General features: G+C 70.3%; 17 protein-coding genes. 12 read left to right on the top strand and 5 right to left on the bottom strand.

The window, feature by feature from the left end:
* Positions 1-22: 22 nt before the first annotated feature.
* Positions 23-277, bottom strand: a complete 255-nt coding sequence (locus OG456_RS09525; RefSeq protein WP_266559150.1) for an antitoxin — start codon at positions 275-277, stop codon at positions 23-25.
* A 23-nt stretch (positions 278-300) separates the two neighbouring features.
* On the bottom strand, positions 301-606 hold the full coding sequence (locus tag OG456_RS09520) for a hypothetical protein (RefSeq protein WP_266559149.1): 306 nt from the start codon (positions 604-606) through the stop codon (positions 301-303).
* A gap of 182 nt (positions 607-788) precedes the next feature.
* Here OG456_RS09520 and miaA point away from each other — a divergent pair, with 182 nt between their 5' ends.
* From miaA to hflX, 6 genes are all read left to right on the top strand, one after another.
* Complete coding sequence (gene miaA, locus OG456_RS09515; protein ID WP_266559145.1) at positions 789-1,727, top strand: tRNA (adenosine(37)-N6)-dimethylallyltransferase MiaA; 939 nt, start codon at positions 789-791, stop codon at positions 1,725-1,727.
* 107 nt (positions 1,728-1,834) lie between these two features.
* Positions 1,835-2,302 carry a hypothetical protein gene (locus OG456_RS09510; RefSeq protein ID WP_266569131.1) on the top strand — a complete coding sequence of 156 codons (468 nt, stop codon included), beginning with the start codon at positions 1,835-1,837 and terminating at the stop codon, positions 2,300-2,302.
* 55 nt (positions 2,303-2,357) lie between these two features.
* Complete coding sequence (dapF, locus tag OG456_RS09505; RefSeq protein WP_266559143.1) at positions 2,358-3,236, top strand: diaminopimelate epimerase; 879 nt, start codon at positions 2,358-2,360, stop codon at positions 3,234-3,236.
* Between the two features lie 137 nt (positions 3,237-3,373).
* Positions 3,374-5,509, top strand: a complete 2,136-nt coding sequence (locus tag OG456_RS09500) for a bifunctional (p)ppGpp synthetase/guanosine-3',5'-bis(diphosphate) 3'-pyrophosphohydrolase (protein WP_266559141.1) — start codon at positions 3,374-3,376, stop codon at positions 5,507-5,509.
* A gap of 66 nt (positions 5,510-5,575) precedes the next feature.
* A complete protein-coding gene (locus tag OG456_RS09495) occupies positions 5,576-7,054 on the top strand; it encodes a M1 family metallopeptidase (protein ID WP_266559139.1) in 1,479 nt (492 codons plus the stop codon).
* A gap of 224 nt (positions 7,055-7,278) precedes the next feature.
* On the top strand, positions 7,279-8,775 hold the full coding sequence (hflX, locus tag OG456_RS09490) for a GTPase HflX (protein WP_266559137.1): 1,497 nt from the start codon (positions 7,279-7,281) through the stop codon (positions 8,773-8,775).
* Between the two features lie 94 nt (positions 8,776-8,869).
* Here the strand turns inward: hflX and OG456_RS09485 are convergent, their stop codons facing one another.
* The gene (locus tag OG456_RS09485) at positions 8,870-10,072 is read right to left on the bottom strand and encodes a serine protease (RefSeq protein WP_266559135.1); all 1,203 of its coding nucleotides are present in this window, start codon (positions 10,070-10,072) and stop codon (positions 8,870-8,872) included.
* 182 nt (positions 10,073-10,254) lie between these two features.
* Positions 10,255-11,481, bottom strand: coding sequence for a serine protease (locus OG456_RS09480; RefSeq protein ID WP_266559133.1), 1,227 nt, complete (start codon positions 11,479-11,481; stop codon positions 10,255-10,257).
* 414 nt (positions 11,482-11,895) lie between these two features.
* On the opposite strand from OG456_RS09480, the gene OG456_RS09475 reads away from it, so the two are divergent.
* The 5 genes from OG456_RS09475 to OG456_RS09455 all read left to right on the top strand — a co-directional run bounded on the left by OG456_RS09475 (position 11,896) and on the right by OG456_RS09455 (position 20,957).
* On the top strand, positions 11,896-13,272 hold the full coding sequence (locus tag OG456_RS09475) for a diaminobutyrate--2-oxoglutarate transaminase family protein (RefSeq protein ID WP_266569130.1): 1,377 nt from the start codon (positions 11,896-11,898) through the stop codon (positions 13,270-13,272).
* Between the two features lie 304 nt (positions 13,273-13,576).
* Positions 13,577-15,871, top strand: a complete 2,295-nt coding sequence (locus tag OG456_RS09470; protein ID WP_266569129.1) for an IucA/IucC family siderophore biosynthesis protein — start codon at positions 13,577-13,579, stop codon at positions 15,869-15,871.
* Positions 15,872-15,910: 39 nt separating this feature from the next.
* The gene (locus OG456_RS09465; RefSeq protein ID WP_266559131.1) at positions 15,911-16,810 is read left to right on the top strand and encodes a GNAT family N-acetyltransferase; all 900 of its coding nucleotides are present in this window, start codon (positions 15,911-15,913) and stop codon (positions 16,808-16,810) included.
* Between the two features lie 57 nt (positions 16,811-16,867).
* Entirely contained in the window at positions 16,868-18,934 is a 2,067-nt protein-coding gene (locus OG456_RS09460; protein ID WP_266559129.1) for an IucA/IucC family siderophore biosynthesis protein, read from the top strand.
* A gap of 40 nt (positions 18,935-18,974) precedes the next feature.
* A complete protein-coding gene (locus OG456_RS09455; protein ID WP_266559127.1) occupies positions 18,975-20,957 on the top strand; it encodes an ATP-dependent DNA helicase in 1,983 nt (660 codons plus the stop codon).
* Positions 20,958-21,137: 180 nt separating this feature from the next.
* Here the strand turns inward: OG456_RS09455 and lexA are convergent, their stop codons facing one another.
* Positions 21,138-21,923, bottom strand: a complete 786-nt coding sequence (lexA, locus tag OG456_RS09450) for a transcriptional repressor LexA (protein WP_100591111.1) — start codon at positions 21,921-21,923, stop codon at positions 21,138-21,140.
* A 516-nt stretch (positions 21,924-22,439) separates the two neighbouring features.
* On the opposite strand from lexA, the gene nrdR reads away from it, so the two are divergent.
* The gene (nrdR, locus tag OG456_RS09445; protein WP_227297763.1) at positions 22,440-22,985 is read left to right on the top strand and encodes a transcriptional regulator NrdR; all 546 of its coding nucleotides are present in this window, start codon (positions 22,440-22,442) and stop codon (positions 22,983-22,985) included.
* The last annotated feature ends 107 nt before the right edge of the window (positions 22,986-23,092 follow it).

Here is a 23,092-nt window from a genome sequence, read left to right as displayed (position 1 = left end):
CAGTGTGCTGGTACCGCGCGCCTCAGGAGGCGGGAGGCGGCGGCGGGGTCCCGCCGCCCGAGCTTCCGCCCTTGTCCTGACCCCCGAAGCGGTCCATAGCGTCCTTGGCCTTGCTCGTGCCTGTCTGGATCTGGTCGCTGTACTTGCCCTGGGTCTTCCCGTCGGCCGTCTTCCCGGCCTTGTCCAGACCCTGGTCGATCTTGTCCCCGTGCTGGCGCGCGAGGTCCGAGGCCTTGTCCTTGTTGAGCTTGGCTTTCAGCGTGTCCAGGATGCCCATGGGTCCACCTTTACTCGCGGGTACTACTTGCGGGCGCCGTCACCGGCCTCGTTGTCGGCGGCCTGCTCCGCGGACTGCTGCTTGGGAATCTCCACGGGCTCCGCCGCGGCGGGCTCGGGGGTCTCGGCAGCCTCCGCGGACTCCTCCGGCGCCGCAGCGTCGGCGGCAGCGGAGGTGTCGGCAGTCTCGGCAGTCTCGGAAGCCCCGGGGGTCTCGGGGGAGGGGCCCTCGGCCTCGGGCTCGGCCGTCAGAGTGGCAGCCTGCGCCTCGGCGGTTGACGCCGCCTCCGAGTCCTTGGACTTCCGGCGAAACCTGGCAAAAACACCCATTTCAACTCCATACGTTACTCGTGCGGGCGAAATCCCGCGTCGCCCGGTGCGTCCGATTGCGTCGCCCGGGTCTGAGGCACTCGAAACCGGCGGTCGGGACCTCGCAACAGGGAACGACCCCGGACCTGTGGCGTCACGTAGCTCGTTCGGGAACATGCCCCTAGGTTTGCGAGACTGGGGCGGTGAGTAGTGCAGCTCCCGCTCCGCGGGTCATCGCCGTCGTCGGACCCACTGCGGCCGGAAAGTCCGATCTGGGCGTTTTTCTCGCCAGGGAGCTCGGCGGCGAGGTCGTCAACGCCGACTCCATGCAGCTCTACCGGGGGATGGATATCGGCACCGCCAAACTGACGCCCGAGGAACGCGGCGGCATCCCGCACCACCTCCTGGACATCTGGGACGTCACCGAGGCGGCCAGCGTCGCGGAGTACCAGAAGCTCGCCCGCGCCGAGATCGACCGGCTGCTCGCCGAGGGGCGCTGGCCCGTCCTGGTCGGCGGCTCCGGCCTCTACGTCCGCGGAGCGGTGGACCACCTGGAGTTCCCGGGCACCGACCCCGAGGTGCGCGCCCGCCTGGAGGAGGAGCTCGCCCTGCGCGGCTCCGGCGCCCTGCACGCCCGCCTCGCCGTCTCCGACCCCGGGGCCGCCAAGGCGATCCTGCCGAGCAACGGCCGCCGCATCGTCCGCGCCCTCGAAGTCATCGAGATCACGGGCAAGCCCTTCACCGCCAACCTGCCGGGACACGAGTCCGTCTACGACACCGTCCAGATCGGCGTCGACGTGGCGCGCCCCGAACTCGACGAGCGCATCGCGAGCCGCGTCGACCGCATGTGGGACGCCGGGCTCGTGGACGAGGTGCGCACCCTGGAGGCGCGCGGCCTGCGGGAAGGGCGTACGGCGTCGCGTGCGCTCGGCTACCAGCAGGTGCTCACCGCGCTGGCGGGGGAGTGCACCGAGGACGAGGCGCGCGCCGAGACCGTCCGCGCCACCAAGCGCTTCGCGCGCCGTCAGGACTCCTGGTTCCGGCGCGATCCGCGCGTTCACTGGCTCAGCGGCGCGGCGGCCGCACGCGGGGAACTCCCGGCCCGGGCAATGACGTTGATCGAACGACCGGTCACAGCCTGATCACGTGATGGCATCGGGACGCTCCGGCCGGCATCGCGGCCCCTGGGAGCGTGCCATCATCGACCATCGATCGACCAGTGGAGTCCGAAGTGGGAGGGCGCGTGGCGATGGAGGCCGGCCCTCGTGACACCGCACCCGGCGGGGAACAGCTGAGCCCTGACGGACCGGACGCGACCCCGGACGGTGTGATCGCCGACGGCCCCACGGCCGAGGAGCTCGCATCGCAGGCCGGGGGCGCCGAGGTCGAGGTGGAGCTGCGCCCGCAGCGCCGCCTGCGTCTGTGGCAGCTCGCGCCCATCGTGATCCTCTCCGCGATCGGCTCCCTGATGTTCGCGTTCCCGCTCTTCTTCGAGTTCGGGGACGGCGGGGCCGTCGTGGCCATGCTGGGGCTGCTGATCAGCTCCTGCGCCGCCGGCTGGGGAATGATGGCGGCGCGTCGCGTCGGCTACACCTGGCCCGGCTTCCCGGCCCGCTCATCGGGCCGGCGCCCGGACTGGCGGGTCGTCGGCGCGTACGCGGTCGTGGTCGCCGCCGTCGCGGTCCTCGCCGTGTGGCGCGTCGCCCGCCTGCGCTAGTCCACGTACCGGGCCGTCCCGACGGGGTGTCGGCGCCACCCCGTACGATCGAGGAATGAGCACGCGGATCGCCTTCCTCAAGGGGCACGGGACCGAGAACGACTTCGTGATCGTCCCCGACCCGGAGAACGCCCTGGAGCTGCCCCCGGCGGCCGTCGCAGCACTGTGCGACCGCCGCGCCGGAATCGGCGGCGACGGCCTGCTGCACGTGGTGCGCTCCGCCGCCCACCCCGACGCGCGGCATCTGGCTTCCGAGGCCGAGTGGTTCATGGACTACCGCAACGGCGACGGCTCGATCGCCGAGATGTGCGGCAACGGCGTGCGGGTGTTCGCCCACTACCTCCAGCGCGCCGGTCATGTCGGCGAGGGCGACCTCGCGGTGGCCACGCGCGGAGGTGTGAAGAGCGTGCACATCGACAAGGAGGGCGACATCACGGTCGGCATGGGCAAGGCCCTCCTCCCCGAAGGGGATGTCACCGTCAGTGTCGCCGACCACAGTTGGCCCGCGCGCAACGTGAACATGGGGAACCCCCACGCCGTCGCCTTCGTGGACGACCTCGCCCAGGCCGGCAACCTCTTCACCGCCCCGCCCTTCACCCCGGCCACGGCCTACCCGGACGGGGTGAACGTCGAATTCGTCGTCGACCGCGGCCCCCGCCACGTCGCCATGAGGGTCCACGAGCGCGGCGTGGGCGAGACCCGCTCCTGCGGCACGGGCGCGTGCGCCGTGGCCGTCGCGGCGGCCCGCAGGGACGGCCTGGACCCCGCGGTCACCGGATCGCCGGTGACGTACGCCGTGGACCTGCCCGGCGGACAGCTCGTGATCACGGAGCGGGCCGACGGGGAGATCGAGATGACGGGACCCACGGTGATCGTCGCCGAGGGAGAGATCGACACGGACTGGCTGGCGGGTATCGAAACCGTAAACCCCTGAACGTTCGCTCGAATGGGTGATCCGTTTCACGCTGGGCGAGAGGGGGACTGCTCCACGTGATGGGCTCGGTAGCATCAAGCACCGGCCCGGGCGGGAACCCCGCAGACCGCCGCCGGTCGACGCAGCCGGAGGTGCTCATGAGTGCGGAGGCGACCAACCCCGCTACGCCGGGCCCGATCACACCGGGCGCGCACCGTCGGCGCGGCCGTCCCCGGATCGACCTGCGCCGCATCGGCTGGGCCGCGCTCCTCGGCCCCGCCGCGGGCAACCGGCTGCCCGACGCTATCGGCCACGTGGTCGAGGCCCACCGCGCCCACCACCCCGAAGCACCCCTGGAGCCGCTGCGCCGGGCGTACGTCCTGGCCGAGTCCTCCCACCGGGGACAGATGCGCAAGAGCGGCGAGCCCTACATCACACACCCGCTCGCCGTGACGCTGATCCTCGCCGAGCTGGGCGCCGAGACGACGACACTGACCGCGTCCCTCCTCCACGACACCGTCGAGGACACCGAGGTGACGCTCGATCAGGTGCGTACGGAGTTCGGCGAAGAGGTCGCCTATCTCGTCGACGGCGTGACCAAGCTCGAAAAGGTCGACTACGGAGCGGCCGCCGAACCCGAGACCTTCCGCAAGATGCTCGTCGCCACCGGCAACGACGTGCGGGTCATGTCGATCAAACTCGCCGACCGGCTGCACAACATGCGCACCCTCGGCGTGATGCGCCCCGAGAAACAGGCGCGTATCGCCAAGGTCACCCGGGACGTCCTCATCCCGCTCGCCGAACGCCTCGGTGTCCAGGCACTCAAGACCGAGCTCGAGGACCTGGTCTTCGCGATCCTGCACCCCGACGAGTACACGGAGACCCGCGAGCTCATCGCGGCCAACGACGCGCGGGGCACCGATCCCCTCGCGGAGATCGCCGAGGACGCCCGCGTGGTTCTGAAGGACGCCGGGATCGCGGCCGAAGTGCTGATCAGGCCACGCCACTTCGTCTCCGTGCACCGGGCGCGACGCAAGCGGGGAACGCTGCGCGGAGCGGACTTCGGGCGCCTGTTGGTACTCGTCGGTGAGGACGCCGACTGCTACGGGGTGCTCGGCGAGCTGCACACGTGCTTCACGCCCGTCGTCTCGGAGTTCAAGGACTTCATCGCCGTACCGAAGTTCAACCTGTACCAGTCGCTGCACACAGCCGTGTCGCGCGGTGACGGCGAGGTCGCCGAAGTCCTCATCCGCACCCACCAGATGCACAAGGTCGCCGAGGCCGGAGTCGTCGCGCTCGGCAATCCCTACGCTCCCCCCGCGGACGAGCAGACGGACAGCACGGGGGAGCGCGCCGACCCGACCAGGCCCGGCTGGCTCTCCCGCCTCCTCGACTGGCAGGAGGCCGCCCCGGACGCGGACACCTTCTGGTCGACGCTGCGCGAAGACCTCGCCCAGGACCGCGAGATCACCGTCTTCCGGCCCGACGGTGGCACGCTCGGCCTGCCCGCCGGCGCCAGTTGCGTCGACGCCGCGTACGCCCAGTACGGCGAGGACGCGCACGCCTGCATCGGAGCCCGGGTCAACGGCCGGCTGGCGACGCTCAGCACGGTCCTGAGCGACGGGGACACCGTCCAGCTCCTCATGGGCCAGGACCCCGCCTCCGAGCCCTCCCGGGACTGGCTCGACCACGCCCGCACACCCGCCGCGCGCATCGCCATCCGGCGCTGGCTCACGACCCACCCGGCCACGCCCCAGCCCGAGCCCGAGCCCGAGGGCAGGCGCGCCCCGGAGTCGGCTCCCAGGGCGCCTCAGGGCGCGCCCGCGGGCCGCCCCGCCGAGGCGAACGCCGTCGTGGACCAGCCCGGCGCCTCGGTCCGCCTCGCGGGCTGTTGCACGCCCGTGCCGCCCGACGCGGTGACTGCCTTCGCCGTACGCGGCGGTGTCGTGACCGTGCACCGCGCGGAGTGTCACGGCGTGGCGCGCATGAAGAGCACGGGACGCGCCGAGGTCGGCGTGCGCTGGGGCGACACCACGCAGTGCCGGGTCTCCCTGATCGCCGAATCGTTCAGCCGGCCGCATCTGCTGGCCGATCTCACCGAAGCCATCGCCCTGGAGAGCGTCGCCGTGATCTCGGCGACCGTGGAACCGCCGACCCAGGGCCGCGTACGCCACACCTACACGCTCCAACTCCCCGACGCGACAACGCTCCCCGGACTGATGCGCGCCATGCGCAACATCGCAGGGGTGTATGACGTCAGCCGCGCACAGCACCCCGCCCAGACCACCTCGTAGGTCTCGTTCGGGTGGGTGTGGCGCGTCCCGCCGGAGTCCGGCCGCGCACGCTGGTAGCCGTAGTTCATGCTGCTCACCCCCCGCACCATCCGCATGGGCACCGCGCTCGTCGCCGCGGCCGCCTCCACCGCACTTCTCGCCGCGAGCGCGCCGCCGCCCGCCGTCCCGCTGGGCATCGGCGACCGGCTCTTCCCGCACCTCGGCAATCCGGGCTACGACGTGGAGTCGTACGACATCGCGCTCACGTACCACGGCGACAACAAGAAGCCGCTCGACGCCGTCACCAAGATCGAGGCCACGGCGACCGCCCCCCTTGAGCAGGTGAATCTCGACTTCGCGCACGGAACCGTCCGCTCCGTGGAGGTCAACGGCAGGCCCGCGCGGTTCGACACCAGCGACGAGGACCTGGTCGTCACGCCCGAGACCGCCGTCCCGGAAGGTGCCCCGCTGGAGATCACGGTGCGGCACACCAGCAACCCGGCACCCGGCAAGGAGGAGGGCGGCTGGGTGCAGACCAAGGACGGTCTCGCCATGGCCAATCAGGCCGACGCCGGGCACCGCGTGTTCCCGAGCAACGACCACCCTTCGGACAAGGCCCTGTTCACGTTCCGGGTCACCGCCCCCAAGGCCCTCACGGTCGTCGCCAACGGGGTGCCCTTCCTGAAGATGCGCCACGGAGCGGACACCAGCTGGTCGTACCGCACTCTCCACCCCATGGCCACCGAGCTGGCGCAGGTCTCGATCGGTCGCTCCGCGGTGCTGCACCGCGAGGGGCCGCACGGGCTGCCCGTCCGTGACGTGGTGCCCGCCAAGGACCGCAAGGTCCTCGAACCGTGGCTCAAGAAGACGCCCGCCCAGCTCGCCTGGATGGAAGGGAAGGTCGGCCGCTACCCCTTCGAGAACTACGGCCTCCTGATCGCCCAGGCCCGGACCGGCTTCGAGCTGGAGACCCAGACGCTCTCCCTCTTCGAGAGGGACATCTTCACGGAGCCCGCGTACCCCGCCTGGTACATCGACTCGATCATGGTCCATGAGATGGCGCACCAGTGGTTCGGCGACAGCGTCAGCCCGCGCACCTGGTCCGACCTGTGGCTGAACGAGGGCCACGCCAGCTGGTACGAAGCCCTCTACGCCCAGGAGAAGGGGCACCAGTCCATGACCAAGCGCATGCGCGAGGCCTACCGCGCCTCGGACGGCTGGCGCGCCGCGGGCGGCCCGCCCGCCGCCCCCAACGGCCCGAAGCCGGGCCAGAAGATCAGCATCTTCCGGCCCGTGGTCTACGACGGCAGCTCCCTCGTGCTCTACGCGCTCCGCCAGGAGATCGGCACCCCCGCCTTCGAGCGGCTGGAGCGCGACTGGGTGCGCACGCACCGTTACGGCACGGCGAGCACGGCGGACTTCATCAGCCTCGCCTCGCAGACCTCCGGCCGCGATCTCCAGGGCTTCTTCCGGGCCTGGCTGTACGGAAAGAAGACGCCGCCGATGCCGGGGCACCCGGACTGGAAGTCGACGCCGGTGGGGAAGGCGAAGCCGGCCAAGGGATAGGCCGTCGACCGGCGGCGAACAGCCCAGGCAGGACACGCTTCGGGCCCCGCGCCGGCGGGCAATAAGTCGGGTGACGAGACGGGCCGTGCCGTGCGACCATCTTCAGGTCGGCGGCACGGCCGGCCCGGGAATCTACGGACGGCCCGGGACGTTGTGTCAGTCGAAGGACCACGCTGTCATGCGCGGACCGTCACACATTCCTAACACCTCGACGTAAGGATCCAATGACCTCCTCTTCTTCCCCTTCCCAGGACGCGCAGAGCTTCGCGCAGAACAACCCCGAAGGTCTTCGGGCCGATGCCCTGATGGAAGAGGACGTCGCCTGGAGCCACGAGATCGACGGAGAGCGGGACGGCGATCAGTTCGACCGCTCCGAGCGTGCGGCCCTGCGCCGTGTCGCGGGCCTGTCCACCGAGCTCGAGGACGTCACCGAAGTCGAGTACCGACAGCTCCGCCTGGAGCGGGTCGTGCTCGTCGGTGTGTGGACCTCGGGAACCGTCAGTGACGCGGAGAACTCCCTCGCGGAGCTGGCCGCTCTCGCCGAGACCGCCGGCGCCCAGGTGCTCGACGGCGTCATCCAGCGCCGGGACAAGCCCGACGCGGCGACGTACATCGGCTCGGGCAAGGCCCTGGAGCTGCGCGACATCGTCCTCGAGACCGGAGCCGACACCGTCGTGTGTGACGGTGAGCTCAGCCCCGGCCAGCTCATCCACCTCGAAGACGTCGTCAAGGTCAAGGTGGTCGACAGGACCGCCCTGATCCTCGACATCTTCGCCCAGCACGCCAAGTCCCGAGAGGGCAAGGCGCAGGTCGCCCTCGCGCAGATGCAGTACATGCTGCCGCGGCTGCGCGGCTGGGGTCAGTCGCTCTCCCGGCAGATGGGTGGCGGCGGCGGTGGCGGCATGGCCACCCGTGGTCCCGGTGAGACCAAGATCGAGACGGACCGGCGACGGATCCGCGAGAAGATGGCGAAGATGCGCCGGGAAATCGCGGACATGAAGACCGGCCGCGAGATCAAGCGCCAGGAGCGGCGCCGCAACAAGGTGCCTTCGGTCGCCATCGCCGGATACACCAACGCGGGCAAGTCGTCCCTGCTCAACCGCCTGACGGGTGCCGGCGTCCTGGTGGAGAACGCCCTGTTCGCCACCCTCGACCCGACCGTCCGCAGGGCCGAGACCCCCAGCGGCCGTCTCTACACACTGGCCGACACAGTCGGTTTTGTACGGCACCTGCCGCACCACCTCGTCGAGGCGTTCCGCTCCACGATGGAGGAGGTCGGTGAATCCGACCTGATCCTGCACGTGGTGGACGGATCGCACCCGGCGCCGGAGGAGCAGCTGGCCGCCGTGCGCGAGGTCATCCGCGACGTGGGCGCCACGAAGGTGCCCGAGATCGTGGTGATCAACAAGGCGGACGCGGCCGATCCGCTCATCCTCCAGCGGCTGCTGCGCGTCGAGAAGCGCGCCATCGCGGTGTCGGCCCGCACCGGGCTCGGCATGGACAAGCTGCTCGCGATCATCGACGACGAGCTGCCGCGTCCCGAGGTCGAGATCGAGGCGCTCGTGCCGTACACGCACGGTCAGCTGGTCGCGCGTGCGCACGCCGACGGCGAGGTGATCTCCGAGGAGCACACCGCGGACGGCACCCTGCTCAAGGGACGGGTGCACGAGGAACTCGCCGCCGAGTTCGCGCCGTACCTCCTGGCGGCGGCCGCGAGCTGACGCTCCGGCAGCAGCCGGGCATCCTGTGCCGACGGCGAGGGCCCGCCCCCAACTTCCTGGGGGCGGGCCCTCGTTCGTTCGGTGAAGCCGGCGGTTACCGGCTGCCGTACTTCTCGCTCATCGTGTCGAAGACCTGCTGGGCGCCCTTGCCCAGCTGCGGTCCGGCCAGCCAGGTGTTCTCGGCCGGGCCGATCGACGTGTTCGACACCAGCTGCGTCTTCCCGTCGACCATCCGGAACCAGCCGCCACCGGACGAACCGCCGGTCATGGTGCAGCCGATGCGGTACATCGTCGGCATGCCGGGGCTGAGGGACAGACGGCCCGGACGGTCGATGCACTTGTGCATCAGCTGGCCGTTGAACGGCGGCGCGGCCGGGTAGCCCCAGGCGCCCATGCTGCTGACCGACTGGACCGTGGGCTCGGAGAAGTCGACGGGCAGCGCGTTTCCGACGGTCTCCTCAAGGGACTTGGAACCCTGCTCCGGCTTCACGTGCAGCACCGCGTAGTCGTACGGAGCGCCCGCACCACCCGACTCGGCGCCCGTGTCGATCCACTCGTTGGAGGTGGAGGCCCAGTCGGCCCAGAAGGTGCCGTACGGGGCGATCTCCTGCGGGGTGGCGTTCTGCAGCCGCGCCTCGGACTTGCCCAGGTCGTTGTAGGCCGGGACGAAGGCGATGTTGCGGTACCAGCCGCCCGCCGCACCCGCGTGCACGCAGTGGCCCGCGGTCCAGACGAGGTTGGACTTGCCCGGGTTGCGCGGGTCCTTCACGACGGTGCCGGAGCAGACCATCGAACCCTCGGGCGAGTCGAAGAAGACCTTGCCGACCGGGGCGGCGTTCTCGTGGTACGGGGTCTTCTCGGGCACGGCCTTGACGGGCTGCGGCTCAGGGTCCGTGGCGCCCTGGTCGGCCGACGCGTCCTTCGCGGCGATCGTCTTGTCCGGGTCCTTGGCGGACTTCATCCGCTCGGGCTTCCAGTGGTCCTTGATGACCGGGTTGACGAAGTCCTTGGCCTCGCGCAGCCACTCGTCCTTGTCCCAGTTCTTCCAGGCGCCGTTCTTCCACTTGTCCGGGTCGATGCCGTGCTTCTTGAGCTGGTCGGCGATGCCCCCCGGCAGCTTGCCGTCGGATCCCTTGTCGGCTCCCTGCGAAGCCGTGGCACCCGACTTGTCACTCGCCTTGTCGTCGCTCGGGCCGCAGGCCGTGGCGGTGAGCACCAGGGCCGCGGCGAGCCCCGTAGCGGCGAGGACATTGCGACGGCCCCTGCTCCGCTTGGATGACGGACGTGTGGAACGCATGGTGCTGTTACCCCCGTTGAGCGAATGTGTCATGAGCTTGTCAGGTCTGAAGAGAGCTCCGTGCGGAGATCTCGGACGCAGCACCCCACTATGCCTGTGGAGTTGAGGACGAACAGCGGCGGGGTGGTGAAGGTGTCGTCACCCCGCCGCCGCCCGTTGCCTGCTCACCGGCGTTGCCGGCCCTACTGGCCGGCGTACTTCTTGCTGACCGCGTCGTAGATCCCCTTGGCTTCCTTGCCGAGGCGCGGGCCCGCGAGCCAGCCGGCCGTCACCGGGCCGATCGACGTGTTCGACACCAGCGACGGCTTGCCGCTGGAGCCCTGCGCGATCCAGCCGCCACCGGAGGAACCGCCGGTCATGGTGCACCCGATGCGGTACATCGTCGGCTCGGCCTTCGCGAGCGAGAGCCGGCCCGGCTTGTCGGCGCACTGGTAGAGCGTCTGGCCGTCGTACGGCGGTGCGGCCGGGTAGCCCTTCGCCGTCATCGTCGCGATCTTCGGCACCGCGGGCGCGTTGAAGTCGACCGGCACGGCCGTACCGACCGCCTCCTCAAGGGACTTGCCCTCGCTGCCCTTCTCTGGTGTGACCTGGATGACCGCGAAGTCGTACGGCGCGCCCTGCCCGCCCGTCGGACCGCCCTGCTCGATCCACTGGTCGGACGTCTGCGCCCACGCGCCCCACCAGACGCCGTACGGAGCGACCTCTTCCTTGGTGGCGGTCTTGAGCTGCTCGTCCGACAGGCCCGCGTTGTTGTACGAGGGCACGAAGGCGATGTTGCGGTACCAACCGCCGTTCTTGCCGGCGTGCACGCAGTGGCCCGCGGTCCACACCATGTTCGACTTGCCCGGGTGCGCGGGGTCCGTGACGACTGTCGCCGAGCAGACCATCGAGCCCTCGGGGCCGTCGAAGAAGAGTTTTCCGGCGTACGGCGCGCTGTCGTGGTACGGCGTGCCGACGGCCGCGGCCTTCACCGGCTGCGGCGTCGGGTCCGTCACACCCTGGTCGCCCGAGATGTCGTTGTCGTCGACCTCGTTGTCCGGGTTCTTGTCGGCGTCACGCATCCGGTCCGGGTCCCACAGACCGTCGATGATGGGGTTGACGTAGTCCTGCGCCTCACGCAGCCACTTGTCCTTGTCCCAGTTCTTCCACTCGCCGTTCTTCCACTTGTCCAGATCAATACCGTGCTCCTTGAGCCGGTCCTTGATGTCGTCCGGGATCTGGATCTTGTCGCTGCCGCCCTGCGCCGCGGACGCGGTCGGCTTCGAGTCCGCGTTGTCGTCGCCGGGACCGCACGCGGTGGCGGTGAGCGCGAGCGCCGCACCGATGGCGAGAGCGGCCGCCACGGGGGAGGTTCTGCGGCGCGCGCTCCTCCCGCGCTGAACGGTCGAGAGCGGACGTATGGGTCGCATGTCGTGAATCCCCCTGGGCTTCGAGAGCTGTGCAGTGCCGGCCGCCGGCGGTCGTGAACCCGTCGCGCCACACTCGGCACTTGGTGTGCCTCGCCCCGCGACCGAACCCTCGGCCCTCCGTCGAACGGCAACCCACCCTATGCGGGCGCTGTGGGGGACTACCCACGGAACGGCAACGGTTCCGTCACGGCATCGATCTTCCAAGAGACAAGGATTTTCCGCCGACCCGTGATCCCGCGCAGTCCCCGTCGTTGGTACGTACGGGGGATTCGCCGCCGTCGCTCGGTCCTTGGGGTTCCGCCCCGGACACCCGTACGTCAACCGATCCCCCCATACCGAGAATTCGACCGGATCCAGCGGGATCCAGGGGGAGGACCAACAGCAGTGGCCGTCACCGAGCCTGCGCCCGCGGCGGTGTCCGCGGGGTATGAGGGGGGCGCCGCCCGTGAGGGCGCTGCCCAAGAGGGAATCCTGCGACGGCAGTCCGCGCGGGAGTCGGCGGCCCGCACCTATGCGCGCGCCCTGCCGATCGTGCCCGTGCGGGCGCGCGGCCTGACGATCGAGGGCGCCGACGGACGCCGGTACCTCGACTGCCTCTCCGGCGCGGGCACGCTGGCCCTCGGCCACAATCACCCTGTCGTGCTCGAAGCGATCAGACGCGTACTCGACTCCGGCGCCCCCCTGCATGTGCTCGATCTGGCCACTCCCGTGAAGGACGCCTTCACGACGGAACTCTTCCGAACGCTGCCCGCCGGACTCGCCGAGCGGGCACGGATCCAGTTCTGCGGACCGGCCGGCACCGACGCGGTGGAGGCCGCCCTGAAACTCGTCCGCACGGCCACAGGCCGCAGCGGAATGCTCGCCTTCACCGGCGCCTATCACGGGATGACCGCGGGGGCGCTCGAAGCGTCCGGTGGGGCGCAGGACGTCAGGGTCGCGCGGCTGCCCTTTCCGCAGGACTACCGCTGTCCCTTCGGCGTCGGCGGTGAGCGCGGCGCCGAACTCTCCGCGCGCTGGACCGAATCCCTCATCGACGACCCCAAGTCGGGGGTGCCGCACCCCGCCGGCATGATCCTCGAACCCGTCCAGGGGGAAGGCGGGGTGATTCCCGCGCCCGACGCCTGGATGCGTCGGATGCGTGAACTCACCGCCGCACGTTCCATCCCACTGATCGCCGACGAGGTCCAGACCGGCGTCGGCAGGACCGGTGCCTTCTGGGCCGTCGAACACAGCGGCGTGGTGCCCGACGTCATGGTCCTGTCCAAGGCGATCGGCGGCAGCCTTCCCCTGGCCGTCGTCGTCTACCGGGACGACCTCGACGTGTGGCAACCCGGGGCCCACGCCGGCACGTTCCGTGGGAACCAACTCGCCATGGCCGCCGGCGCCGCGACCCTCGCCTATGTCCGGGAGAACCGTCTCGCCGAACGGGCCGCCCTCTTGGGCGCCCGCGTGGTGGGCCAGCTCCAGGGCCTCGCCGCCGAACACCCCTGCATCGGGGACGTGCGGGGCCGCGGCCTGATGATCGGCGTCGAACTGGTCGGCGTAGGCGCCGCCCAGGACGCGGACCGACCGGCCGCACCCGACGCGAGCCCGCATCCTCCCGCGCCCGAACTCGCCGCGTCCGTGCAGCGCGAATGCCTCCGCCGTGGACTCATCGTCGAGCTCGGCGGCCGCCACTCCAGCGTCGTACGCCTTCTGCCGCCCCTCACGATCACCGATGAACAGGCTGCCGCCGTCGTCGAGCGTCTCGCCGACGCCTTGGCCGAGGCGGCCCGCACTCATCGCGGATAGCCCAGCCGGGACCGGCCCGGTCCTGAAGCCCCACACCCACCGGCCAGGGCCACCGCGACACGGACCGTCACGACACGGACCGTCACGACACGGACCACCACGGCCAGCAGCGGAACACCGGACAGTCCGGACCACCGCATCACGGAGTCAACTACCCCACAAGGAAGCCCCGTTGAACGCCAATCCCGCACCCGACCACCGACACCGCCTCCAGGCGAGCGGAGCCTGCGACACGCAGCCCCAACTCGCCCCGGAACGCGGGACGGTCCCCCGGCAGAAGGTCGGCAGCCAGGAGGCCGAGCAACTGCACGGCTCCACCGCCGACCTGCTGGAGCATCCCGACCCCGGCACCGCGGCCCAGGCCGCGGCCGTCGAGAACCTGCTCCGCTGCTGGGTGCGGGAGAACGATCTGGCCGAACCCCCGCACGGCACTCTTCGCATTCCTCTGCCCGCAAGTGGCACCGCTCTCCTCATCCCTGTCCACTACTGGTCCGCGACCGGCTGGCACCGGTTCGGCATGCCCCATCTCCAGGACGGCCCGCTGGACGCCCCGCGAGGCGGCGCCGTCACGGTCGCCGCCCTCCTGAGCCGCGAGGCATCGGATCCGGGAAGCGCGGCCGAGGTCGGGGGTGGTGTCGGTGTCCGAGTGAGGGGCGGCAGCGGAAGCGGCGGTGATGCCCTCCCACGGGGGGGCGCCGTTCCGGGGTCGACGGGCACGCCGGACACCGCATCCGACGCCCCAGGCGGGCCGGGTTCGCCGACCGCCTCGGAGCCGACCCCAACCGTCTCGACGCCGATTCCGACCGCCTCGGCGCCGACCTCGACCGCCACGGCCTCGACCGCCTCGGCCCCGACCGCCTCGGTGCCGGCCCCGAGCGTCCTTGCGCCGCCTACGCCGACCGTCGCGGACACCGCCGAAGCCGTCGCCGCTGCCGCCGCACCCGAGGCCCCGCGTCCGCACGCCGACCCCGTCGCGCAGCCCGACGTCAGCGGCGAGATCTCTTACCCGGAGGCGCAGGCCCACCACCCCGAGTCTCCCCACCCCGAGGCCACACGCCCCGAGTCCTCCCACCCCGAGACCTCACCCCCCGAGCCGTCTCCCCCCGCCACCCCTCACTCCTCCCACCCCATCCCCTCAGGCGACGGAGCTGACCTGGTGGGGCGCGTCGCTGACTCGATTCGCCGCACCGCCGACTTCATCGCCCACCGTCGCAGCAACCCGCGCGACACGACCGACCTCTTCCTGGCCGCCGAACAGTCCCTCCTGCTCGGCCACCCCCTGCACCCGACTCCGAAGAGTCGCGAGGGCCTGTCCGAGGTCGAATCCCGTCTCTATTCACCCGAGTTGCAGGGATCCTTCCCCGTGCATTGGATGGCGGTGAACCGCTCGGTGTTCGCGATGGACTCGGCCTGGACCCGTCGGGGCCGCCCACTCCCGGCAGACCAGCTCACCCTCCAACTCGCCGGGGCGGAATTGCCCCTGCCCGACGGTCACGCCGCGCTGCCCGTGCACCCCTGGCAAGTTCGCGAACTCAAGCACCGCCCCCAGACGGCGGCCCTCCTTGACGCCGGCCTTCTGCGTGACCTCGGTCCGCACGGTCCCTCCTGGTACCCCACCTCCTCCGTCCGTACCCTCTACCGGCCCGATGCGTCGGCCATGCTGAAGCTCTCACTCGGCCTGCGCATCACCAACTCCCGTCGGGAGAACCTCCGTAAGGAACTCCACCGCGGCGTCGAGGTCCACCGACTTCTGCGCACAGGGCTCTTCGAGCAGTGGCAGGCCGCCCACCCCGGATTCGACATCGTCCGCGATCCGGCCTGGCTCGCCGTCAACGGCCCGGACGGCGAACCGGTGCCCGGCCTGGACGTGATGATCCGGAACAACCCGTTCGCACCCGGAGACGACGCAGCCTGCCTCGCCGGCTTCGTGTCGCCCAGACCCCCGGCCGCGCCCCACGGACAACGGGACCGCCAGCTCATGCGCTCCCGCCTAGCCGAGACGATCACCCGCCTCGCCGGCCACACAGGACGCCCCCGCGGCGCCGTCGCCGCCGAGTGGTTCCTGCGCTACCTCGAACACGTCGTACGTCCCGTGCTCTGGCTCGACAGCACCGCCGGCGTGGCCCTGGAGGCCCATCAGCAGAACACGCTGCTGCTGCTCGACCCCGAAGGCTGGCCCGTCGGCGGCCGCTACCGCGACAACCAGGGCTACTACTTCCGCGAGTCCCGGCGTGCCGAGCTGGACGGCCGGCTGCCCGGCATCGGCAGCCACAGCGACACCTTCGTCTCCGACGACGTCACCGACGAGAGGTTCGCGTACTACCTCGGGATCAACAACGTCTTCGGTCTCATCGGCGCCTTTGGCTCCCAACAGCTCGCGGACGAGCGGCTGTTGCTAGCTGCCTTCCGCGGGTTCCTCTCCGATGTCGCGTCGGGCCCGGACAAGCTCCGCACCCCACTGCCCGGATACCTCCTCGACTCCCCGGCCCTGCGCTGCAAGGCCAACCTCCTCACCCGCCTGCACGGACTCGACGAACTCGTCGGTCCCGTCGACACCCAGTCCGTCTACGTCACCATCGCCAACCCCCTTCATTCCTGAGGAACATGCCCCACCCCATCCCCTGAGAGGAACGTCGCCGTGTCATCCACCGACGCGCGCACCGACGCCGGAGCCACGCCCGTCACCGCCCTTACCGATGCCGTCACCGAAGAGATCGCCGACACGGGCCCCGGCGCCGACGAGCTCACAGGCTCCGAGCCCGGCGCCGGTACGGACGTCGCCGACACCCTGGACCTGCGTCTGCCCGACGAACTCATCGAACTGATCGCCGGGCAGGGTGGAACCGGCGGACAGGCCAACGGCGGCGCTGGCCAGGGGACCGGCGCAGGCTTTTCCGGGTGTGGGCAGGCAGCCGACGGAACGCGAGCACACGTACCGGGCGGCACCTCGACGGCCCTGGCGGACGACGACCTGCTCGACAACGTCGGAGCGTGGGGACCGGTCACCACACGTTCCGGCGTCTTCCAGCTGGTTCCCGTCCGTATCGAACGCGACCTGCCGCTGATCAGCCGCTGGATGAACGACCCAGCCGTAGCCGCCTTCTGGGAACTTGAAGGCCCGGAGAGCGTCACGGAGAATCATCTCCGCCCCCAACTGGACGGCGACGGGCGCAGCGTCCCCTGCCTCGGCGTACTGGACGGCACTCCGATGAGCTACTGGGAGATCTACCGCGCCGACCTCGACCCACTGGCCCGCTACTACCCCGCCCGCCCGCACGACACCGGTGTTCACCTCCTTATCGGTGGTGTCGCCAGCCGCGGCCGAGGACTCGGCACAGGCCTGCTCAAGGCCGTCGCCGACCTCGTACTCGACCACCGTCCGCCCTGCGCTCGTGTCGTCGCAGAGCCGGACCTCCGCAACACCCCCTCCGTATCTGCGTTCTTGAGTGCTGGTTTCCGTTTCTCCGCCGAGGTGGACCTCCCTGACAAACGGGCCGCACTGATGATCCGAGACCGGGCCCTGCGCGCTCTGCTGTGAGCCCGTCACTCTTAGTACACCGCTCACCCCGATCCGGTTCCCTCCCGAGGAGTCCCCGTGCCGAATCCGTCCGAGCCCCAGACTTCCGCAGCGTCCTCCGCTCTGTACGACCCAGCGGAACTGACCTCCGAGAACTGGGAGCGCGCCGCCTCCCGGCTGCTGGCGAAGATGATCGGCGAGTTCGCGTACGAGGAGATCATCGAACCGAAACGTGAGCCGGAGCCGGAGCCGGAGCCGGAGCGCGGGCCGGAGCAGGAGCATGGGTCGGGTCCGGGGCCAGGACGGACAGACCTCTACACCCTCACCGTCGGGGGCGCCCACATGTCGCCCGGCAGCGCGTTCCGGTTCCGGGCCCGCCGGGGCGCCTACGGCAGCTGGCTTGTAGATCCCGGCAGCATTCAGTGGGTCGCCGGCTGCCCAGACGAGACCGCGGGCCGCCCAGACGAGACCGTCGGTCGCCCAGACGAGACCGCGGGCCGCCCAGACGAGACCGTCGGTCGCCCAGACGAGACCGTCGGCCACGCCGCACAGACTGACAAGGACGCGGACGCCGCCGAGCCCAAGCCCTCGCTCCCCGCAACAAACCCGCCGGAACGCTTCACCGACCCCCTCGTCTTCCTCCTCCGTACCAAGCACGTCCTCGGCCTCGACGGCGCCACGCTCGGGCATCTCATCCGCGAGCTCACCGTCACCCTCGCCGCCGACGCCCGTCTCGACCACACCGCGCTCACCGCGGCCCAGCTCGCCGAGCTCGGATACGCCGAACTGGAAGGCCACCAGACCGGCCACCCTTGGCTTGTCCTCAACAAGGGCCGCCTGGGGTTCTCAGCCTCCGACACGGCCCGCTGGGCCCCCGAGGCCCGGCTCCCCGGGACGCTCCCCTGGATCGCCGTCAACACGAGGATCGCCGCCTACAGAGGCGTCGCGGACCTGGCGACAGCCGATCGCCTGTACGACCGTGAGCTCTCCCCGGCGGCGCGGGACTCCTTCGCCGAGGCCCTCCGGGAGCGCGGCCTGGACCCACAGGCCTACCTGTACCTACCCGTACACCCGTGGCAGTGGAACAACATCGTGCTGCCGCTCTACGCCGGCCCCGTCGCGACGGACGCCATCGTGCCGCTCCCCACCGACGGCGACGTGCGCCTGCCCCAGCAGTCGATCCGTACTTTCCTCAATGTCTCGCGCCCCGACCGCCACACGGTGAAGCTTCCACTGTCCGTCCTCAACACCCTTGTGTGGCGGGGCCTGCCCACAGAGCGCACGCTCGCCGCACCGTCGGTCACCGCGTGGATGCACTCGCTCCGCGAAACAGACCCCTTCTTGAAGGACGATTGCGGAGTCATCCTCCTGGGAGAGGTGGCTTCGGTCGCTGTCGAGCACCCCGCATACGACGGCCTCGAAGAGGTTCCGTATCAGTACAAGGAGTTGCTGGGCGCCATCTGGCGCGAACCGGTCTCCCGGTATCTCGCTCCTGGCGAGCGGGCCCGCACCCTGGCCTCTCTGCTCCACGTAGATCCGCACGGCCGGGCATTCACCGCGGAGCTCGTCGCCCGATCCGGGCTGACCCCCGAGGTGTGGCTGCGCCGGCTCTTCGCGGCTCTGCTGCCCCCGCTTCTGCACTTCCTCTACCACTACGGCACCGTGTTCTCCCCGCACGGGGAGAACGCCATCGTCGTCTTCGACGACCACGACGTGCCGGTGCGGCTCGCGGTGAAGGACTTCGTCGACGACGTGAACGTGAGCGCCGAGCCGCTGCCCGAACACGACCGGATGCCGCAGGACGTACGCGAGATCCTGCTCACCGAGCCGCCCGCCTTCCTGACCCAATTCATTCACTCAGGGCTCTTCGTCGGCGTCTTCCGGTATCTGGCGCCTCTGTGCGAGAAGCAAATTGGGGTCACGGAAGAGAAGTTCTGGTCCCTGGTGCGCGCAGAGATCGTGCGGCATCAGGCGCGCTTCCCCGAGCTCAAGGAGCGGTACGAGATGTTCGACCTCCTCACTCCCCGTATCGAACGGCTCTGCCTCAATCGCAACCGACTGCACCTGGATGGTTACCGCGACCGGTCGCAGCGCCCCCACGCGGCCGTGCACGGCACGGTGCCCAATCCACTGCACCAGCCTTGATCGCGGGATTGTCAGTGGTGCCCCGTAGGGTGGTCGAGCTATGACGAAGCCCTCCCTCCCCGAGCTCCTGCACGCCGCCGTCGCCGCCGTCGGCGGTACGGAACGACCTGGCCAGGTGACCATGGCCGAGACCGTCGCCGAGGCGATCGACGGCGGTTCCCACCTGCTCGCACAGGCAGGCACGGGTACCGGTAAGTCCCTCGGATACCTGGTCCCTGCCCTGGCGCACGGGGAGCGGGTCGTGGTCGCGACGGCCACGCTGGCCCTCCAGCGCCAGCTCGTCGAGCGGGATCTGCCGCGCACGGTCGACGCGCTGCACCCCCTGCTGCGCCGGCGCCCCCAGTTCGCCATGCTCAAGGGCCGGTCGAACTATCTGTGCCTGCACCGCCTCCATGAAGGAGCGCCGCAGGACGAGGAGGAGGGGCTCTTCGACCAGTTCGAAGCGGCCGCTCCGACCAGCAAGCTCGGCCAGGACCTGCTGCGGATGCGGGACTGGGCCCACGAGACGGAGACCGGCGACCGGGACGACCTGACCCCCGGAGTCTCCGACCGGGCCTGGTCCCAGGTGTCGGTCTCCTCCAGGGAATGTCTGGGCGCCACCAAGTGCGCGTACGGACAGGAGTGCTTCGCCGAGGCGGCCCGGGAGCGGGCCAAGCTCGCCGATGTGATCGTCACGAATCACGCGCTCCTGGCGATCGACGCCATCGAAGGGGCGCCTGTCCTGCCGTCCCACGAAGTACTGATCGTGGACGAGGCACACGAGCTGGTCTCCCGGGTCACGGGTGTGGCGACCGGCGAGCTCACCCCGGGGCAGGTGAACCGCGCGGTGCGCCGTTCCGCCAAGCTCGTCAACGAGAAGGCGGCCGATCAGCTCCAGACCGCAGCCGAGGGCTTCGAGCGGCTCATGGAGCTGGCGCTGCCCGGCCGTCTGGAGGAGGTCCCGGAGGACCTCGGCTATGCGCTGATGGCGCTGCGGGACGCCTCCCGGACCGTCATCTCGGCCCTGGGCACCACGCGCGACAAGTCCGTCCAGGACGAGGACGCGGTACGCAAGCAGGCCCTGGCCTCCGTGGAGAGCATCCACGACGTGGCCGAGCGCGTCACGAACGGCTCCGAATACGACGTCGTCTGGTACGAGCGTCACGACCGCTTCGGCGCGTCCCTCAGAGTGGCCCCCATGTCGGTGTCCGGCCTGCTGCGGGAGAAGCTCTTCGCGGAGCGGTCCGTCGTGCTGACCTCGGCGACACTCAAGCTGGGCGGCGACTTCAACGGGGTGGGTGCCTCTCTGGGCCTGGCCCCCGAGGGCCAGGAGGGCGAGGGCCTGCCGCAGTGGAAGGGCGTCGATGTCGGATCGCCGTTCGAGTACCGCAAGCAGGGCATTCTCTACGTCGCCAAGCACCTGGCACGCCCCGCGCGTGAGGGCACCCGCAGCGACATGATGGACGAGCTGGCCGAGCTGATGCAGGCCGCCGGTGGCCGGACGCTGGGACTCTTCTCGTCGATGCGCGCCGCCCAGGCCGCGGCGGAGGAGCTGCGGACCCGGCTCCCCGAGTACCCGATCCTGCTCCAGGGCGAGGAGACGCTCGGCGAGCTGATCAAGGGGTTCGCGGCCGACCCGAAGACGTGTCTGTTCGGCACGCTCTCCCTGTGGCAGGGCGTGGACGTTCCGGGCGCCAGCTGTCAGCTCGTCGTCATGGACAAGATCCCGTTCCCGCGGCCCGACGATCCGCTGATGAGCGCCCGGCAGAAGGCCGTCGAGGACGGCGGCGGCAATGGCTTCATGGCCGTGGCGGCGACGCACGCTGCCCTGCTGATGGCCCAGGGCGCGGGCCGCCTCGTACGGGCGACGGGAGACCGCGGCGTCGTGGCGGTCCTGGACCCGCGGCTGGCGACGGCCCGGTACGGCAGCTATCTGCGGGCCTCGATGCCGGACTTCTGGTACACGACGGACCCGAACCAGGTGCGGCGCTCGCTGGCCGCGATCGATGCGAAGGCGACCGCCGAAGCCGAAGAGACCGCGTAGCCGCACGGACCGTGCGGACGCGTGGGCGGAGCCCCGGACACCCGGAGCTCCGCCCACACATCTGGCTCCGCGAACGCCATGCATAGGAAACCGCGGGCAAAGGACGCTCGGCAGGCCCAGGACACAGCAGGGCCCCGGAACCGGCGCAGTTGGTTCCGGGGCCCGGTCAGGGGCGCGGTGTCACACCCGCCGCAGAACGGCCACCACCTTGCCGAGGATCGTCGCCTCGTCACCGGGGATCGGCTGGTACGCGGAGTTGTGCGGCAGCAGCCACACATGGCCGTCCTCGCGCTTGAAACGCTTGACGGTGGCCTCGCCCTCGAGCATCGCGGCGACGATGTCGCCGTTCTCCGCGACAGGCTGGCGGCGGACCGTGACCCAGTCGCCGTCACAGATCGCGGCCTCGATCATCGAGTCACCGACGACCTTCAGGACGAACAGCTCGCCGTCACCGACGAGCTGCCGGGGGAGGGGGAACACGTCCTCGACGGACTCTTCCGCGAGGATCGGGCCACCGGCGGCGATGCGGCCGACGAGCGGGACGTACGACGCGGCCGGCTTGCCTGCGGTGTCCGTGGGCTGCGCGCTCGGCTGGTCGGAGCCACGGACCTCGTAGGCGCGGGGGCGGTGCGGGTCCCGGCGCAGGAAGCCCTTGCGCTCGAGGGCCATCAGCTGGTGCGCGACCGACGATGTGCTCGACAGGCCCACCGCCTGGCCGATCTCCCGCATCGACGGTGGGTAACCGCGCCGCTGCACGGAGTCCCTGATCACCTCGATGACACGGCGCTGCCTGTCCGTGAGCCCCGAGCTGTCCGCCCGGATTCCGGGAGGTCGGCCCGGCAGGGAGCGCGCGGGCTTTGGCCCCTCCGCACTCATGGATGCGTCATTCATGGCATGCACCGGCTCGAGTCGGCCCTGGGAACGGTCCTGGGCAGTGATGGTGGCGCTGTCTGCGGTGGTGGTCACGTCGGTCGGCCCCTCTCGAGTTGTTCTCCCTAGCTAGCCAACGGTAGTTGCTTTCGAAAGGTTGCGCCAAACACACGTTCGAGTGAAAAATCGCAGATTGCTTGTCGTGATCATGTGCCTGGGTGTATGCCTTGCGCTTCGCCAGAGTGGCAATTCGGTTCATTACGGTACGCTTCACCGCCGAGGCCGTGACCCACTCTGTGGGGCTCCCAGTGTGCCATCCGGCGGTCCGTCAACCCGGAACCGGCCCCCTCTCCGTGTGCCGCCGCCCGTGATCCGTGCGCATCCGTCATGGGCGCGCTCCCGCCCCGGTGTTCGCGAGGTGAAAGCGACACGCGTGGGGGCGATTTTGCGACCAAACCCCAGATCTAGTGGTTGGATTGCATCAGCAGCCCAGAAGTTGTGGTCCCCGGTCCGTCGAGGTCTCCGTCATCGCCTATGCTTGGGGCTGCTTCGAGGGGCCTGAAGGGCCTCCCGAGGCCATTGAGTCGTGCTGTGAAGGAGGGTTGGAGTTCCATGCACTGCCCCTTCTGCAGGCACCCCGACAGTCGTGTCGTCGACAGTCGCACCACCGACGACGGCACGTCGATCCGCAGGCGCCGCCAGTGCCCCGACTGCTCCCGTCGTTTCACGACCGTGGAGACGTGCTCGCTCATGGTGGTCAAGCGGAGCGGGGTGACCGAACCCTTCAGTCGTACGAAGGTGATCAACGGCGTCCGCAAGGCATGCCAGGGTCGCCCCGTCACCGAGGACGCCCTCGCCCAGCTCGGCCAGCGGGTCGAAGAGGCGGTGCGTGCCACCGGCAGCGCGGAGCTGACCACTCATGACGTGGGCCTGGCCATACTCGGCCCGCTTCAGGAACTCGACCTCGTCGCCTACCTGCGCTTCGCGTCCGTGTACCGGGCGTTCAATTCGCTGGAGGACTTCGACTCGGCCATCGCGGAGCTGAGGGAACAGCTGCCCGGTGCGAGCCGGGGCGACGCGGGCGGAGAGCGCGAACCATGTGACTGCGGGCCCGGAGGGACTGTCGAAGTCCCCGTGCCCGCCACCGCTGCCGACTGACCGGCCCAGGGGTCGGTCGGCAGCCATTCAGACCTGTTGCGGGCGGCAAGAGCGGCGTCCGCAATACAAGACACACACCGTGCCACGGGAAGATCGAGGCACTTCGG

Source organism: Streptomyces sp. NBC_01446 (assembly GCF_026340095.1).
Lineage (GTDB): Bacteria > Actinomycetota > Actinomycetes > Streptomycetales > Streptomycetaceae > Streptomyces > Streptomyces aureus.
Note: the sequence above shows the minus strand (reverse complement) of the source record. Positions and strands in the feature narration are given on the sequence as shown.